This is a genomic window from Pseudomonas borbori (assembly GCF_900115555.1).
Lineage (GTDB): Bacteria > Pseudomonadota > Gammaproteobacteria > Pseudomonadales > Pseudomonadaceae > Aquipseudomonas > Aquipseudomonas borbori.
In genome coordinates this window covers 1-15827 of sequence record NZ_FOWX01000024.1, presented here as the reverse complement: position 1 = coordinate 15827, position 15827 = coordinate 1, and the positions used below count along the sequence as shown (strand labels likewise).

Below are 15827 nucleotides of genomic sequence, written 5' to 3'. Positions count from 1 at the left end.
GGCGACGCGGTCCTGGCCCGGATGCAATCCGGGAAATCTTACAAGCGTCGCGCCCAGCACCCGGCCAACACGAACAAACCGGCCAAAACCGCCAGCAACGGCAGCCAGCCGGCATGCTCCCAGACATAGCCGCCGGCATAGCCGACCACGCTGGAGCCCAGGTAATAGCTGCACAGATACAGCGCCGAGGCCTGCGCCTTGGCGCCCTGGGCGTGCTGGCCGACCTGGCCGCTGGCCACCGCATGGGCGGCGAAAAAGCCCAGGGTAAACAGCGCCAGGCCCAGTACCACGGCACTCAGCCAGGGGGTGGCGCAGAGCGCGACGCCGAGCAGCATGATACCGATACCGCCCCGCAGCACCTGGCGCGCAGCGAAATGCGGCACCAGGCGCCCGGCCCAGCCGGCACTGACAATCCCGACCAGATACACGGTGAACAGCAGGCCGATCAGCGTCGACGACAAACCGAACGGCGGCGCCGCCAGGCGAAAGCCGACATAGTTGAACAGCGCGACGAAGCCGCCCATCAACAGAAACGCCAGCAGAAACAGCGCACGCAACTGCGGGTTGCCCAGGTGCCGGGCGAAGTTGCCGAGCAGCCCGCGCAGCGACAACGGCTGGGCGCGGAAATGCCGCGACGGCGGCAACAGCCAGGCAAACAGCGCCAAGGCCAGCAAGCCCATCGCGGCGATGCCGCCGAGAGCCAGCGGCCAGCCGCCGAGGTCGCTGAGCAGGCCGGCGAGCAGACGTCCGAGCAGGCCGCCCAGCGCCGTGCCGCCGATATACAGGCCCATGGCCGCCGGCAGCGCCTCGGGGTCGAATTCCTCGCCGACATAGGCCATCGCCAGCGCCGGCAAGCCACTCAGGGCCAGACCCAGCAGTGCACGCAGCCAGAGCAGATGATCCCAGCTGTCGACCAGCGCGCAGGCCAATCCGAGGACAGTCGCCAGCCCCAATGCCGCCACCATCACCGACTTGCGCCCCCAGCTCTCGGCCAGGGCGCCAGACAGCAGCAGGCACAGGGCCAGACTCAGGGTGGTCAGCGACAACGCCAGGCTGCTGCCGGCCGCCGACACCGCGAAATGCGTCGCCAGCAGCGGCAGCAGCGGCTGTACGCAATAGAGCAGGGCGAAAGTGGCGAAACCGGCGCAGAACAACGCCAGGGTGGCACGGCGATAGGCGGCGCTGCCACTGCTAAGGTGGGTGACGGGACGATTGACGGACATCGGCAGACTCACGAGGCGCGGCCCTGAACCAGCCGCGCAGAAAGATTAGCACGCTATCTATCAGCACGGCTTTGCGCCCGCCGCACAGGCCCTGTGCCATCGGCGAACAGCCCGGCTCGGGTCCTACGCGAATGGAGATCCCTGCAGGCGCGGGCCTGACTGCCGAGCACCTGGACGCAAGCGAAAAACTACCCGCCGTCGGCACAACCGTCCGTCTTGATCTGGCGCACGGTTTTTGTCCTCAGCGGCTGTCGGGACTAGCCTGAAATCGACGCTTGAACGGCGTTGGCCGACATGCGCAGTGCACCTGACGCCCCCTTCCGGGCCGAGAACGCCCCGTGCAGATCACCTGGCTGTTTGCGCGAACGCCACACCGATTGACCAGGAGCAGAACAAGCAGCCAAACAAATGGGGATAGTCGACGATGAACGACTTCGTGGTCAGCGCCCGCCGCGTCAGGCAGGGCGCTTTCGAGGCCGAACCCGGCCCCTCGCGCATGCTCGTGGTACCCGCCGACGCCAAGGCGCCGCTGCCCGGCCATGGCCGTCTGGGCGAAACCTGGGTCAAGGCCTGGTTGCAGCAACTCCTGAGCGAGGCGATCTGGGGCACGGACGCGCGCACCGGCGCCGAACGCGGCGACATCCTGGTCTATGTACACGGCTACAACAACAGCGCCGCAGAGGTGATCAAACGCCACCGCCGGCTCAAGGCCGACCTCACAAGCATAGGCTGGAAAGGTGTGCTGGTGTCCTTCGACTGGCCGAGCGACAACAAGACCGTCGGCTACCTGGAGGATCGTCACGATGCCAAGCGCTCGGCGATGCAGCTGGTCACCGACCTGATCGCCCTGCTGGCAGCCAGACAGACCCCGGATTGCGCGGTCAACACCCACATCATCGCCCACTCCATGGGCGCCTATGTGGTGCGTGAAGCCTTCGACGACGCCGACGATGCCAAGCTGGAGAACAACTGCTGGATGATCAGCCAACTATGCCTGATCGCTGCCGACGTATCCGCCGCCTCGCTCAGTGACGGCCATGCCAGCAGCGCCTCGCTGTACCGCCATTGCTCGCGCCTGACCAACTACTTCAGCTTCGCCGACAGCGTGCTCAAGCTGTCCAACGTCAAACGCGTTGGCGTGGCGCCGCGTGCCGGGCGCATCGGCCTGCCGGAGTTAGCGCCGCAGAGAGCAGTGGATATCGACTGCACGGCCTATCACCAGACGCTGCTGGCCGATGCCGCGTTGCAGGCGAGTGACCAACCGCACGGCTTCCTCGGCAATCGGGAGCATTCCTGGTTCATCGGTAACCGGGTGTTTACCCTGGACCTGTTCGAGACGCTCAAGGGCGACCTGGATCGCAGCATCATTGCCGCCCGCGAACCGATCAGCGGTTCGCGGCGGCTCAGCCTGGCACGCGGATAGGGAACAGGTGAAAACAGGTGGAAAAAGCCATGCCCCCGGTTACCTGTTGCCACTAGCCCCGCTCGGAGGCTGAAGGCTGCTGTGCTGCCCCAGGATCACTGAGAGCTTGTGAAAAAACTCTCGCCTACTGCGGCTGCCTCCAAACGCCCGCTGCGGCGTCGCGCTACGTGAACGGAGCGCAGCGGAGTAACAGCCGCAGGCTGGCCCGCAGGGCGAGCGAAGCGAGTCAAAGCAGGGTCATTTAGCTGACTAAACTCCCCTACTTTTCACGTAGCACGCCTTGCCGCGAACGCCTGGAGACGGCCTCGCAACGGCGCTCGATATTTTCACAACCTCTGACTCGAGCAAGTAGGCTGTGCCGTACGCACCAATCGCGTTCTGCCAGCGGTGCGCGCGCTGCACCCTACGGAAGCGATCATGCACTGAATCAAAAAAAAACGGGAACCCAGTCGGACTCCCGTACTCATTCTCAGAGAAAAGTCGCAAACGGTTCACACCGCTTGCAACAACAACCTCACCTGCACTGCCGAAGCAACGCAGCAATCAGTCTGGCAAAAATCCGTGCGCCTGTTCGTTTAGCTTTGTTGTCGCTGTGCAAAGATATGTAACCGCGCACGCCGCTGGCCGGACGACACGGCAAGCGGCAGAATGCCGGCATGAGCGACCTTTACCTGCCTTCTTGCTGCACCGCCCTGAGCGATCACTGGCCACTGCCCCAGGCACTGCCTGGCGTGCAGCTGATCAGTACGCGCTTCGACCCCGCCCTGCTCGACGCCGGGGACTTCAGCCGCAGCGGCATCGCCGCCGTCAACGGCGTGGCCAAACGCCAGGCCGAATACCTCGCCGGCCGCCTGTGTGCGCGCGAAGCCCTGCGCCGGGTGACCGGCATTGCTTCGGTACCGGCAGTCGGTACCGACCGTGCGCCGCAGTGGCCCGCCGAGGTTAGCGGTTCGATCACCCATGGCAGCGGCTGGGCCGCTGCATTGGCGGCCCCCCGCGACACCTGGCGCGGTCTGGGCCTGGACGTGGAGCAAAGACTGCCTGCGGCGCGCGCCGAACGCCTGGCCGGCGAAATCCTCACCCCCGACGAACTGCAGCAGTTGCACGGCCTGACACCCGAGCAACGCGCCGAACGCATCAGCCTGACCTTCTCCTTCAAGGAAAGCCTGTTCAAGGCGCTCTACCCCCTGGTATTGCAGCGCTTCTATTTCCAGGATGCAGAGCTACTGAGTTGCCTCGCCGACGGCAGCGCACGGCTGCGCCTGCTGATCGACCTGAACGGCGACTGGCCGGCAGGCAGCGAACTGGCTGGCCAGTTCGTCGAGCTCGACGATCACCTGCTCAGTCTGATCGCTATCCCCGCCTGATCCGTTAAAGCGCAGGCCCAATGCGCCGGTCAATTCCGATAAACTCCGGCCATTGCCGCCTGGAGTGCCCCATGCACGAACAACTGAACCAAGGCCTGATCGATTTCCTCAAGGCCTCGCCGACCCCCTTTCACGCCACCGCCAGCCTGGCCCAGCGCCTCGAAGCCGCCGGTTTCCAGCAGCTCGACGAGCGCACGCCCTGGCATACCGAAGCCGGCGGGCGCTATTACGTGACCCGCAACGACTCCTCGATCATCGCCTTCAAGTTGGGTAAGCGTTCGCCGCTGGAAGGCGGTATCCGCCTGGTCGGCGCCCATACCGACAGCCCCTGCCTGCGGGTCAAGCCGCAGCCGGAATTGCAGAACCAAGGCTTTTTTCAACTCGGCGTGGAAGTCTACGGCGGCGCCCTGTTCGCCCCCTGGTTCGACCGCGACCTGTCGCTGGCCGGGCGGGTGACCTACCGCCGCGCCGGCAAGGTGGAAAGCCAGCTGATCGACTTCCAGGCGCCGATCGCGGTAATCCCCAACCTGGCGATCCACCTCAACCGCGAGGCCAACCAGGGCTGGCCGATCAACGCGCAAACCGAGCTGCCGCCGATCCTCGCGCAACTGGTCGACCCCGAAGCCGCCGACTTCCGCGCCCTGCTCACCGAGCAACTGGCGCGCGAACACGACTTCAACGCCGATGCAGTGCTCGACTTCGAGCTGAGCTTCTACGACACCCAGGCCGCCGCGGTGATCGGCCTGAACGGCGACTTCATCGCCGGCGCACGCCTGGACAACCTGCTGTCCTGCTTCGCCGGGCTGCAGGCGCTGCTCGCCGCACCGGACGAGGAAAGCTGCGTGCTGGTCTGCACCGACCACGAGGAAGTCGGTTCCTGCTCGGCCTGCGGCGCCGACGGGCCGATGCTCGAACAGGTGCTGCGCCGCATGCTGCCGGAAGGCGACGGTTTCGTGCGCAGCATTCAGCGCTCGCTGCTGGTCTCCGCCGACAACGCCCACGCCGTGCACCCCAACTACGCCGACAAGCACGATGGCAACCACGGGCCCAAGCTCAACGCCGGTCCGGTGATCAAGATCAACAGCAACCAGCGCTACGCCACCACCAGCGAAACCGCCGGCTTCTTCCGCCACCTGTGCCTGGAAAACGAGGTGCCGGTGCAGAGTTTCGTCACCCGTAGCGACATGGCTTGCGGCTCGACCATCGGCCCGATCACCGCCAGCCAGCTCGGCGTGCGCACCGTGGATATCGGCCTGCCGACCTTCGCCATGCACTCGATCCGCGAACTGGCCGGCAGCCACGACCTGGCCCATCTGGTCAAGGTGCTCACCGCGTTCTATGCGAGCGCCGAACTGCCATGAGTGCTGCTAGCGTTTGAACTGTTGCCGGTATGTCGCCGGGGTCATACCGGTGACCTGTTTGAAAGTCCGGCGAAAACTGGACTCATCGCTGTAGCCCAGCGCAGCGCTGATGCGGCTGACCGAATCGGACGTCACTATCAGTCGCTCCCCTGCCTGATTGAGCTTGATCAGGCGTACCTGATCCGACACCGCATTGCCCGTCAGCGTCTGCACTTTGCGCGCCAGCGTGCGGGCGGAAACCGCGAGTTCGTCGGCGAGGCGCTGCACGCTCAGTTGCTGCGCCGGCAACCGCTCCACCAGCAGATGCAACCTGCGTAGCAGGGGGTCGGCGTTCTCCATCAAATTGATGCTGCGAAACACCGAGGTGGCCGGTTCGGGCCGTGGCAACACCATCAGCCTGGCGATATCGCGATAGGTCGCCTCGCCCATCTGCTGCTCTATCAGCGCGCGGGCAATCGATAAGTAGCCACTGACGCCGGACGCCGTCATGTTCAGAGGATTGGTGATATGGGCCTGTTCGAACTGCCAATCCACCTTGGGAAAGCGCGTTTGCAGGCTCGGTGCCAGCCACCAGGTGGCCGTTGCGCGCTCGCCATTCAAGCGCCCGCTTTGCGCCAACAGGCATACACCGGTGCAGTAGCTCCACAATTGTGTCGTGCGCGGTAACTGGGCAAGCGCGCGGAGCAAGCCACCATTGGCTTCCAACGCCCGGACGATCCTGGCCTGCGAGTCCGCCCAGAGCCCAGGAATCAGCATCGCGGTAAAAGCCGCATCCGCCAGGCTGCTTTGCGGCTGCAAACGCATACCCTGAGCGCACTCCACCGGCTGGCTATCCAGCCCCACCCAGCACAGCTGAAAACGCGGCTGGCCAATACGCCGATTGGCTGCCACCAACAAGTCGGCGAAGGCGAACAGACCCGCGGGCATGCAACCGGGATACAGCAACAGACCGATTTTCTGGATAGGCATAAAATGTCCGCTTTATGGCAATTCTCGCCATCTTTATCTCGCGCAGCGATTTTTACAATGGCCACTCCTATGCCGGAGTTCGCCATGAAAATCACTCAACTGCGTAATGCCACCCTGATTGTCGAGTTTGCCGAGGTGCGCCTGCTGGTCGACCCCATGCTAGCCGCCAAAGGCCAATTGCCCACCCTCAAGTACTTCGCCCGGCGTCGGCGTAACCCGCTGGTCGAACTGCCGGACAATGCCAGCACACACCTGCAACGCGTGACCCACTGCCTGATCACCCATTGTCAGAAGGGCCATTTTGACCACCTGGACCGCGCCGCTATCCACTGGCTACGCGCGGGCAACATCCCCGTGTTGTGCGTGGCAGAGGATGCCGATTACCTGCGCAAACGGCGGCTGAATGTTCAGGTGCTGCCTGATCACACAGGCTGTGCCTTCTTTAATGGCTCCATTCAGGCGATCCCCTGCCTGCATGGCGAGGGCTTGATCGGCCGTCTGATGGCCCATGGATACGGTTACTTTATCCAGATCCCCGGAGAACCCAGCCTCTATATCGCCGGCGACACCCTGCTCACCGCACAGGTGCGCCAATGCCTGATCGAGTTGGAACCCGCGGTCAGCGTGCTGCCGGCAGGCGGGGCACGCTTCGATATCGGCGGCGAGATCATCATGGGGCAAGCGGACATACTAGCGGCGCTGCAGCTGAGCAAGGGCATCGTGATCGCCAACCACCTGGAAGCCCTCGACCATTGCCCGGTGAGCCGCATCGGGCTGTTGCAAGCGGCTGTTGAACAAGGTCTTGGACAGCGTTTACGGGTGCCGTTGGATGGGCAAACCTTGGAGTTCTAGGCGCGGACGCCAGAGCGGGTCGCGGGATAACCGACTCACTCCGGCACCTCGACACTGACGCGCAGGGCGTCGTGGCGCCAGAACTCCAGATCGCAATCGATGATGCGGCCGTGTTGGTCGCGGTTGACCCGCACGATGCGTAGCGCCGGGCTGCCCACCGCCACTTTCAGCGCAGCAGCGGCTTCGCCGTGCAGCGCGGTGGGCACCATGTCGAAACGCACTCGACCGTAGTGAATTCCGTATTCGCTGGCATACAGCTCGGTCAGCGACAGGGTCAGGTCGAAATCGAGAATGCCGGGAAAGTAAGCCGGATTCAGATAGTGCTCGACATACAGCACCAGACGCCCGTCGATGCGCCGCGCGCGGCGTATCTGGTAGACGCTCGATAGCGCCGGCAGCGCCAGGATCTGACAGATCTCCGCGCTGGCCGGCAGCAGCCGCGCGCTCAATACCTCGGTCGCCGGCACCCGCCCCTGTTCGCCGACCATGGCATGGAAGTGCGAGCGCACCAGCGGGTTATAGGTGACCCGCGCCGGCGAGACGAACCAGCCGCGGCGCTCCTCGCGGTAGACCAGCCCCTCGGCCTCCAACTGACCGAGGGCCTCGCGCAAGGTGATGCGGGTGGTATCGAAGACTTCGCTGAGCTTGCGCTCGGCGGGCAACTGGCTGCCCGATGGCAATAAGCCGTGCTCGATCTGCTCTTGCAAAGCCCGGCAAATGGCGGTTACCGCCCGAGGCGCTGTGTCACCCATTGGTTACCCCCACACTGGACTAGTCCAAATTGATAAATATATTCAACCGCGGCAGCTAGGACGCGATTTGTGGCGATCCTAAGCACCTTTGATGACTGACAGGTGACAGCTGTGAACTGATAGCGCGCCGGCCTTATGGCACTTTCCGGCGTGCGCGGGCTGGCCATGGTCTACGCTGGATATGCTTAGTCTGCCCTGGCGCGAAAGCGAGGCACAAGGCGAGAGACGACATAAAAATGTCATGCCGTTGGCTTAGATTGGCTGGGTTCCTTCTGATCTAGACCAACATTCACCGCAACGGAGTTTTCGATGAAAAAACGACTGCTGGCTTCATTGATAGGTTCGACCATCGCCCTCGCGGCATCGGCCATGGCGAGCGAAATGGACGTAAAGGCGCTGGAACAAGCCGCGCGGGCCGAAGGCGCGGTGAACAGCGTGGGCATGCCGGACAGCTGGGCCAACTGGAAGGACACCTGGGTCGACCTGGAGAAGCTCTACGGCCTCAAGCACATGGACACCGACATGAGTTCGGCCCAGGAAATCGCCAAATTCGCCGCCGAGAAAGACAACGCCAGCGCCGATATCGGCGACGTCGGTGCGGCCTTCGGCCCCATCGCGGTGCAGCAGGGCGTTACCCAGGCCTACAAACCGAGCACCTGGGAACAGATCCCGAGCTGGGCCAAGGATGCCGACGGCCACTGGATGCTCGCCTACACCGGCTCCATCGCCTTTATCGTCAACAAGCAACTGGTCAAGGACGTGCCGAAAAGCTGGGCCGATGTGAAAACCGGCAAATACCGCGTCGCCATCGGCGATGTCAGTGCCGCGGCGCAGGCGGTCAACGGCGTACTGGCGGCGGCCATCGCCAACGGCGGAGACGAGACGAATATCCAACCGGGCCTGGACTACTTCGCCGCCATCGCCGAACAAGGCCGCCTGTCGCTGGCCAACCCGACCATCCAGACCCTGGAAAAAGGCGAAGTGGAAGTCGGCGTGGTCTGGGACTTCAACGGTCTGTCCTATCGCGACCAGATCGACCCGAGCCGCTTCGAGGTGCTGATTCCATCCGACGGTTCGGTGATCTCCGGCTACACCACCATCATCAACAAGTATGCGAAGAATCCCAACGCCGCCAAACTGGCGCGCGAGTACATCTTGAGCGATGCGGGGCAGATCAACCTGGCCAAAGGCAACGCCCGGCCGATCCGCGCCGAGCACCTGACCTTGCCGGCCGAGGTTCAGGCCAAGCTGCTGCCGAACGAGCAATATGCCAAGGTGCAACCGATCAAGGATGCCGCCGCCTGGGAAGCCACGTCCAAGGCCCTGCCGCAGCAATGGCAGGAAAACGTCATCATCAATATGGAGTAACGGCCGTAGGATGGGTGGAGCGCAGCGATACCCATCGCTCCACCTACCTTGATGGGTATCGCCAGCTCAACCTACGCGGCCGGCCCCATCCTACGCATATGGTTCCACCCGCTATTTCGCAATACAAGGAACATGCAGCGCATGCACAACGTCATCCTGGTGGTACTGGATGGCCTGAATTATGAGGTGGCCCGCCACGCGCTGGGGCATCTGCAGGCCTACTGCGGCGCCGAGCGTGCGGCGCTGTACAAGCTCGACTGCGAGCTACCGTCGCTGTCCCGTCCGCTGTACGAATGCATCCTTACCGGCGTCCCACCGATCGACAGCGGCGTGGTACACAACCAGGTGGTGCGCCTGTCCAACCAGCGCAGCGTCTTTCACTACGCCCGCGCCGCCGGCCTCTGCACCGCCGCCGCGGCCTATCACTGGGTCAGCGAACTGTATAACCGCGCGCCCTTCATTGCGGCCCGCGACCGCCATACCGATGACCTCGAGCTGCCGATCCAGCATGGGCATTTCTACTATGCCGATCACTACCCCGACTCCCACCTGTTCGCCGACGCGGAAAGCCTGCGCCTGCGCCACAGCCCGAATTTCCTCCTGGTGCATCCGATGAACATCGATGACGCCGGCCACAAGCACGGCCTCGACAGCGCGCAATACCGCAACAGCGCCCGCGGAGCCGATGTGCTGCTCGCCGACTACCTGCAAGGCTGGCTCGATGCCGGTTACCAGGTGCTGGTCACCGCCGACCACGGCATGAACCTTGACCGTTCGCACAACGGCCTGCTCGCCGAAGAACGAGAAGTACCGCTATTCGTGCTGGGTTCGGCGTTCAGCCTCAGCGGCGATGCCCAACCGAAACAGACCGAACTGTGCGGCACCGTCTGCGAACTGCTCGGCGTGGCCCACGACAAACCCGTCTGCAGAGAATTACTGAAATGAGCGCGCCAGTCGGACAAAGCGCCAAGCTGCCCGGCGAAACGCAGCCGCTGGCCGTGTCACGCGCGCGCCTGTCGCCGCAGCTCAGGGGCAAATGGCTGGCGGCGCTGTGCCTGCTGCCCTTCGCGATTTTCTTTATGGTCTTTCAGATCGCGCCGCTGGTATGGGTGGCGATCAACAGCCTGAATAGCGCCGAGGGCTGGGGCCTGGCCAATTTCGCCAAGATATTCGGCTCCAAGTTCTACCTGCAGGCGATCAAGCACAGCCTGCAGATTGCCTTCTGGTCGAGCCTGTTCGGCATGAGCATCGCCATCCTCGGCAGCTATTCGCTGCATCAGGTCGATTCCAAGCTGCGCGATTTCGTCATGGCCTTCTCCAACATGACCAGCAACTTCGCCGGGGTGCCGCTGGCCTTCGCCTTTATCATCCTGCTCGGCTTCAACGGCGCGCTGACCCTGCTGCTGATCAAGATCGGTCTGATCGAGAGCTTCAACCTCTACTCGAAAAACGGCCTGATCGTGCTCTACACCTACTTTCAGATTCCCCTCGGCGTATTGCTGCTCTACCCGGCCTTCGACGCCCTGCGCGAGGACTGGCGCGAGTCCGCCGCGCTGCTCGGCGCCAATACCTGGGATTTCTGGCGGCATATCGGCCTGCCGGTACTGACCCCGGCGCTGCTCGGCACCTTCGTCATCCTCCTGGCCAACGCCCTGGGCGCCTACGCCACCGTGTACTACCTGACCACCGGCAACTTCAACGTGATGCCGATCCGCATCGCCGGCCTGGTCTCCGGCGATATTTCCCTCGACCCGAATCTGGCCAGCGCCTTGGCGATGATCCTGGTCGGCCTGATGGCGGTAATCACCGTGGCCCACCAACTATTGCTGAAGAGGAACCGCCATGTCGCGCGCTGACGCCATCCCGGCAGCGCTCTACCACCGCATCGTGGTCTGGCTGCTGTTCCTGATTCTGCTGACGCCACTGGCCGGCACCCTGCTCTATTCGTTGTCCACCAGCTGGTCGGCGAGCATCCTGCCGGACGGTCTGACCTTCAAGTGGTACCTGGCGCTGTGGAGCGATCAGCGCTTTCTCGATGCCTTCGGCCAGTCGCTGCTGGTCTGTTTCGGCGCCCTGGCGCTGTCGGTGTTGTTGATCCTGCCGCTGCTGTTCGTGGTGCATTACCACTTCCCCAAGCTCGACGGGCTGATGAACATCCTGATCCTGCTGCCGTTCGCCGTGCCGCCGGTGGTGTCCTCGGTGGGCCTGCTGCAGCTGTACGGCTCGGGGCCGCTGGCGATGACCGGCACGCCGTGGATCCTGATCGGCTGTTACTTCACCATCGCCCTGCCCTTCATGTACCGCGCCATCACCAACAACCTGCAGGCGATCAACCTGCCGGACCTGATGGACGCCGCTCACCTGCTCGGCGCCAGCACCTGGAAGGCGGCGTTTCTGGTGGTGCTGCCGAACCTGCGCAAGGGCCTGATGGTGTCGCTGTTTCTCTCCTTCAGCTTCCTGTTCGGCGAGTTCGTGTTCGCCAACATGCTGGTCGGCACCCGCTACGAGACGCTGCAGGTCTACCTCAACAACATGAAAAACAGCAGCGGCCATTTCAACAGCGCCCTGGTGATTTCCTACTTTTTCTTCGTGCTGGTCTTCACCTGGGCCGCCAACCGCCTGAACAAGGACAAGTCATGAGTTATCTGAGCATCCGCGGCCTGCACAAAAGCTACGGCACCACCTCGATCTTCAGCGATATCGACTGCGAGATCGGCAAAGGCGAATTCGTCACCCTGCTCGGCCCTTCGGGCTGCGGCAAGTCCACCCTGCTGCGCTGCATCGCCGGCCTCACCGAAGTGGGCGGCGGGCAGATCCTCCTCGATGGCGACGACCTGGTGCCGCAAGCGCCGCAGAAACGCGGCATCGGCATGGTGTTCCAGAGCTACGCGCTGTTTCCCAATATGACCGTGCAACAGAACGTCGCCTTCGGCCTGCGCATGCAGAAGGTCGCCAAGGAAGAAAGCGCCGAGCGCGTGCGCGAAGCCCTGGCCATGGTCGAACTCGGCGATTTCGCCGCGCGCTACCCGCACCAGTTGTCCGGTGGCCAATGCCAGCGCGTGGCCCTGGCCCGCTCGCTGGTCACCCGCCCGCGCCTGCTATTGCTGGATGAACCACTGTCGGCGCTGGATGCGCGGATTCGCAAGCACCTGCGCGAGCAGATCCGGCAGATCCAGCGTGAGCTGGGCCTGACCACCATTTTCGTCACCCATGACCAGGAAGAAGCCCTGGTGCTGTCCGACCGCATCTTCCTGATGAACGCCGGACAGATCGTCCAGAGTGGCGACGCCGAGACCCTCTACACCGCCCCGGTAGATGTCTTCGCCGCCGGCTTTATCGGCAACTACAACCTGCTTGACGCAAGCCAAGCCAGCCGCCTGCTCGACCGGCCGGTAAGCAGCCGCATCGCCATCCGCCCGGAAGCCATCCAGATTGGCAGCCAGGGCAAGATCGAGGCGCAGATCCGCAGCCACAGCCTGCTCGGCAACGTCATCCGTTACCGCATCGAGGCCCGTGGCGTCGAGTTGCTGGTCGACGTGCTGAACCGCTCGGCGGACGACATGCACGCCAACGGCCAGCGTATCGCGCTTAACATAGACGCCAATGCAATCCGTGAGGTGGCCTGATGGCCCTGGCAATTTTCGACCTGGACGAAACCCTGATCGGCGGCGACTGCGCCAGTCTGTGGGCCCGGGAAATGGTCGAGCTCGACTGGGCCGATGGCGACAGCTTTATCGCCCGCGAGCAGGAACTGATGCGCCAGTACAGTGCTGGCGAGCTGGCCATGGAGGACTACATGGCCTTCACCCTCTCGCCCCTGGTGGGCCGCACGGTCGAGGAAGTCGCCCATGTGGTCGAGCCCTTCGTCGAAGACGTGATCGAGCCGATCTTCTACAGCGCCGCCACCCGCTGCCTGGCCAACCACCGCGCCGCCGGCGACCGGATTCTGATCATCTCCGCCTCGGCGCATTTCCTGGTCAGCGCCATCGCCGCACGCCTGAAGGTCGAGGATGTACTGGCCATCGACATCGAAGAGCAACACGCCACCTACAGCGGCCGCACCCGGGGCGTGCTGACCTACCGCGAAGGCAAGGTCAGCCGCCTGCAGGCCTGGCTCGAAGAACAAGGCGAAAGCCTCGACGGCGCCTACTTCTACTCCGACTCGCACAACGACCTGCCGCTGCTGCAAGTGGTCGCCAAGCCCCATGTGGTCAACCCGGACCCAAGCCTGCGGCGGCATGCCGAGCAGGCCGGCTGGCCGATTCTTGACTGGCGCTGATCAAGGCGCAAGCGCTGGACAAGGCATTGCCATATCCAGCCCGTGCACCTGGTAGCCCGGATGCAATCCGGGGGAAGCTAGCGCCGGCAAATCCGCTCCTGGATTACATCCGGGCTACAAAACAGAGCCGGCCTTGGCCATAAGCGCAGGGCATGGCCACTTTATCGACTCTTCTATGGATTTTTTCCGCAAAAGCCCCTAGCGTGCGGGCGCTGCGCTATCGATCAAAACTCACCAATGGTGACCCCATGGATTTCCACCTGCAACCCTCCGCCGCTGCGGTAAAAGCATTGCTCGCAACCGCCGCTCTGCCGACCTCAGACCTGCGCGCCGAACACTTCGAGCACTTTATCGCCTGCGGGCCAGAGGATTCGCCCGATGCAGTGGTCGGCCTGGAGCTGTATGGCGAGGTGGCGCTGCTCAGGTCCTTGGTGGTGGCCGCAGGCGCGCGCGGCAAGGGTTATGGCACCAGGCTGGTGGCCCAAGCCGAGGCCTATGCCGGCCAGCAGGGTGTGCAGGAAATCTACCTGCTGACCACCACGGCCGAAGCCTTCTTCCGCCAGCTGGGCTATGCCAGTTGCACCAGAGCCGATGCGCCGGCAGCGATTCGGCAAACCCCGGAATTTTCCAGCCTGTGCCCGGCCAACTCGGCCTTTATGCACAAGCGTATCGAGGCACGCTGATGGACTGCAGCTCACCCCTGACCGCCTACCAGCAAGCCATCGACCGCGACGGCTTCAAGTCCGATCCCGCGCAATGGCAGGCTGCCCAGGCCTTGCACGATTGCCATCAGGCCTTGCACCAGGCTGCAGCAACGCACCCCATCAGCGGAGTTTATTTGTGGGGGCCGGTGGGTCGCGGCAAGACCTGGCTGATGGACAGTTTCTACAAGGGCCTGAAGGTACCGGCGCGGCGCCAGCACTTTCACCACTTCATGCGCTGGGTGCATATCCGCCTGTTCCAGCTGACCGGCACCGCCGATCCCCTGCAGGCCTTGGCCGTGGAGCTGAGCGCAGAGGTCCGGGTGCTGTGCTTCGACGAACTGTTCGTCGGCGATATCGGCGATGCGATCATTCTCGGCCGGCTGTTTCAGGTCATGTTCGAGCAGGGCGTGGTGCTGGTCGCCACCTCCAACCAGCCGCCCGAGCAGCTGTATGCCGAGGGTTTCAACCGCGAACGCTTTCTCCCGGCCATCGCCGCCCTGCAGCGGCACATGCAGGTGGTGAGCATCGACGGCAACCAAGACCATCGCCTGCACCCCGGCGCCGCCCATCGCCGCTACTGGGTCGCCACGCCCGGCATGCCCGGCGTGCTCAATCGCAGTTTCAGCCAACTGGCCGCGGGCAGGCCCAGCAGCGATCAACCGCTCGCGCTGGGCAACCGCAATGTGCAAACGCTGCGCCACTGCGATGACGTGCTCTGGTGCCGCTTTGCCGATCTGTGTGAGCAACCCCTGGCGGCCCTGGACTTTATCGCCCTGTGCGACCGCTTCAGCGCCATCCTGCTCGGCGAGGTGCCGAACCTGAGCAGCCCGCAACGAGCTGCGAAGATCGCCCGCGGCACCGAAGATGGGGTGGAGCGGGTGCAGGCCGGCGACCGCCAGCTGCCGGCGCTGTCGGTCAAGGACGATAGCGTGCGGCGCTTTATCACCCTGGTGGACGAGTGCTACGACCGCAAGGTGCCGCTGTATATCGAGGCCCAGGTGCCCTTGACCGAACTCTATACCGAGGGCTACCTGAGCTTCGCCTTTCGCCGCACCCTGAGCCGCCTGCAGGAGATGCAGCTACAGCGCTTTGGTACTTGAGAACTGGTTTGAGCGGAAAGTAAATACCCCCCCGGCAAAACCGGGGGATTACCTGGTTTATTTAATCTGTCGAAACGATAGGCCAGTCGTTCAATCTCCACCGGATAAAGCCTAGGAATCGGGTAGAAGGCGGGGTCGCCCCCGCCGTCCTCCCACACCACCGTACGTACGGTTCCGTATACGGCGGTTCCTGCCTACTGACCAACTGCGTCAGCGAGCTTGGTTTCGTTCGATGTGTCGCCCGCGTAATCTAAGCACCCAGACAGGCCCTCGGGACTTCCGGCCCCTACTTCCTAAATGTCCAGGCCTCCGTATTAGGGAGCTTGTGCCTACGACCCGCTCAGAGAGCACACCTGACTATCCGCTCATGGCAGGTTCAGCCCTTCATTGCTCCGGTTTCGAGCAGCTACTACGGCCTCGGCTGACTTC

The 15827-nt window shown here is 63.6% G+C and carries 15 protein-coding genes; 12 read left to right on the top strand and 3 right to left on the bottom strand.

Going from position 1 to position 15827, the window contains the following annotated elements:
- Window positions 1-38: 38 nt before the first annotated feature.
- A complete protein-coding gene (locus BM315_RS16745) occupies window positions 39-1223 on the bottom strand; it encodes an MFS transporter (protein WP_090503029.1) in 1185 nt (394 codons plus the stop codon).
- 424 nt (window positions 1224-1647) lie between these two features.
- On the opposite strand from BM315_RS16745, the gene BM315_RS16740 reads away from it, so the two are divergent.
- From BM315_RS16740 to BM315_RS16730, 3 genes are all read left to right on the top strand, one after another.
- On the top strand, window positions 1648-2646 hold the full coding sequence (locus BM315_RS16740; protein ID WP_090503027.1) for an alpha/beta hydrolase: 999 nt from the start codon (window positions 1648-1650) through the stop codon (window positions 2644-2646).
- A 656-nt stretch (window positions 2647-3302) separates the two neighbouring features.
- Window positions 3303-4013, top strand: a complete 711-nt coding sequence (locus BM315_RS16735; protein WP_090503025.1) for a 4'-phosphopantetheinyl transferase family protein — start codon at window positions 3303-3305, stop codon at window positions 4011-4013.
- Window positions 4014-4084: 71 nt separating this feature from the next.
- On the top strand, window positions 4085-5374 hold the full coding sequence (locus tag BM315_RS16730) for a M18 family aminopeptidase (protein ID WP_090503024.1): 1290 nt from the start codon (window positions 4085-4087) through the stop codon (window positions 5372-5374).
- A gap of 6 nt (window positions 5375-5380) precedes the next feature.
- Here the strand turns inward: BM315_RS16730 and BM315_RS16725 are convergent, their stop codons facing one another.
- The gene (locus BM315_RS16725; RefSeq protein WP_244527319.1) at window positions 5381-6343 is read right to left on the bottom strand and encodes a GlxA family transcriptional regulator; all 963 of its coding nucleotides are present in this window, start codon (window positions 6341-6343) and stop codon (window positions 5381-5383) included.
- 84 nt (window positions 6344-6427) lie between these two features.
- On the opposite strand from BM315_RS16725, the gene BM315_RS16720 reads away from it, so the two are divergent.
- Complete coding sequence (locus tag BM315_RS16720; RefSeq protein WP_090503022.1) at window positions 6428-7195, top strand: MBL fold metallo-hydrolase; 768 nt, start codon at window positions 6428-6430, stop codon at window positions 7193-7195.
- A gap of 35 nt (window positions 7196-7230) precedes the next feature.
- Here the strand turns inward: BM315_RS16720 and BM315_RS16715 are convergent, their stop codons facing one another.
- Window positions 7231-7947: a UTRA domain-containing protein gene (locus BM315_RS16715; protein WP_090503021.1), complete on the bottom strand. Its 717-nt coding sequence runs from the start codon at window positions 7945-7947 to the stop codon at window positions 7231-7233.
- Window positions 7948-8256: 309 nt separating this feature from the next.
- On the opposite strand from BM315_RS16715, the gene BM315_RS16710 reads away from it, so the two are divergent.
- From BM315_RS16710 to zapE, 8 genes are all read left to right on the top strand, one after another.
- Window positions 8257-9315: an ABC transporter substrate-binding protein gene (locus BM315_RS16710; protein ID WP_090503019.1), complete on the top strand. Its 1059-nt coding sequence runs from the start codon at window positions 8257-8259 to the stop codon at window positions 9313-9315.
- Window positions 9316-9456: 141 nt separating this feature from the next.
- On the top strand, window positions 9457-10260 hold the full coding sequence (locus BM315_RS16705; RefSeq protein ID WP_090503170.1) for an alkaline phosphatase family protein: 804 nt from the start codon (window positions 9457-9459) through the stop codon (window positions 10258-10260).
- A gap of 134 nt (window positions 10261-10394) precedes the next feature.
- The gene (locus BM315_RS16700) at window positions 10395-11171 is read left to right on the top strand and encodes an ABC transporter permease (RefSeq protein ID WP_244527322.1); all 777 of its coding nucleotides are present in this window, start codon (window positions 10395-10397) and stop codon (window positions 11169-11171) included.
- Window positions 11158-11955, top strand: a complete 798-nt coding sequence (locus BM315_RS16695; RefSeq protein ID WP_090503017.1) for an ABC transporter permease — start codon at window positions 11158-11160, stop codon at window positions 11953-11955. Before BM315_RS16700 ends, BM315_RS16695 begins: the two co-directional genes overlap by 14 nt.
- Window positions 11952-12941, top strand: a complete 990-nt coding sequence (locus tag BM315_RS16690) for an ABC transporter ATP-binding protein (RefSeq protein WP_090503015.1) — start codon at window positions 11952-11954, stop codon at window positions 12939-12941. Before BM315_RS16695 ends, BM315_RS16690 begins: the two co-directional genes overlap by 4 nt.
- Window positions 12941-13594 (top strand): HAD family hydrolase, encoded by a 654-nt coding sequence (locus BM315_RS16685; RefSeq protein ID WP_090503013.1) that lies wholly within the window; start codon window positions 12941-12943, stop codon window positions 13592-13594. Before BM315_RS16690 ends, BM315_RS16685 begins: the two co-directional genes overlap by 1 nt.
- Window positions 13595-13842: 248 nt before the next feature.
- Window positions 13843-14277: an arsenic resistance N-acetyltransferase ArsN2 gene (arsN2, locus tag BM315_RS16680; RefSeq protein ID WP_170862240.1), complete on the top strand. Its 435-nt coding sequence runs from the start codon at window positions 13843-13845 to the stop codon at window positions 14275-14277.
- Window positions 14277-15398 carry a cell division protein ZapE gene (zapE, locus tag BM315_RS16675; RefSeq protein ID WP_090503009.1) on the top strand — a complete coding sequence of 374 codons (1122 nt, stop codon included), beginning with the start codon at window positions 14277-14279 and terminating at the stop codon, window positions 15396-15398. Before arsN2 ends, zapE begins: the two co-directional genes overlap by 1 nt.
- The last annotated feature ends 429 nt before the right edge of the window (window positions 15399-15827 follow it).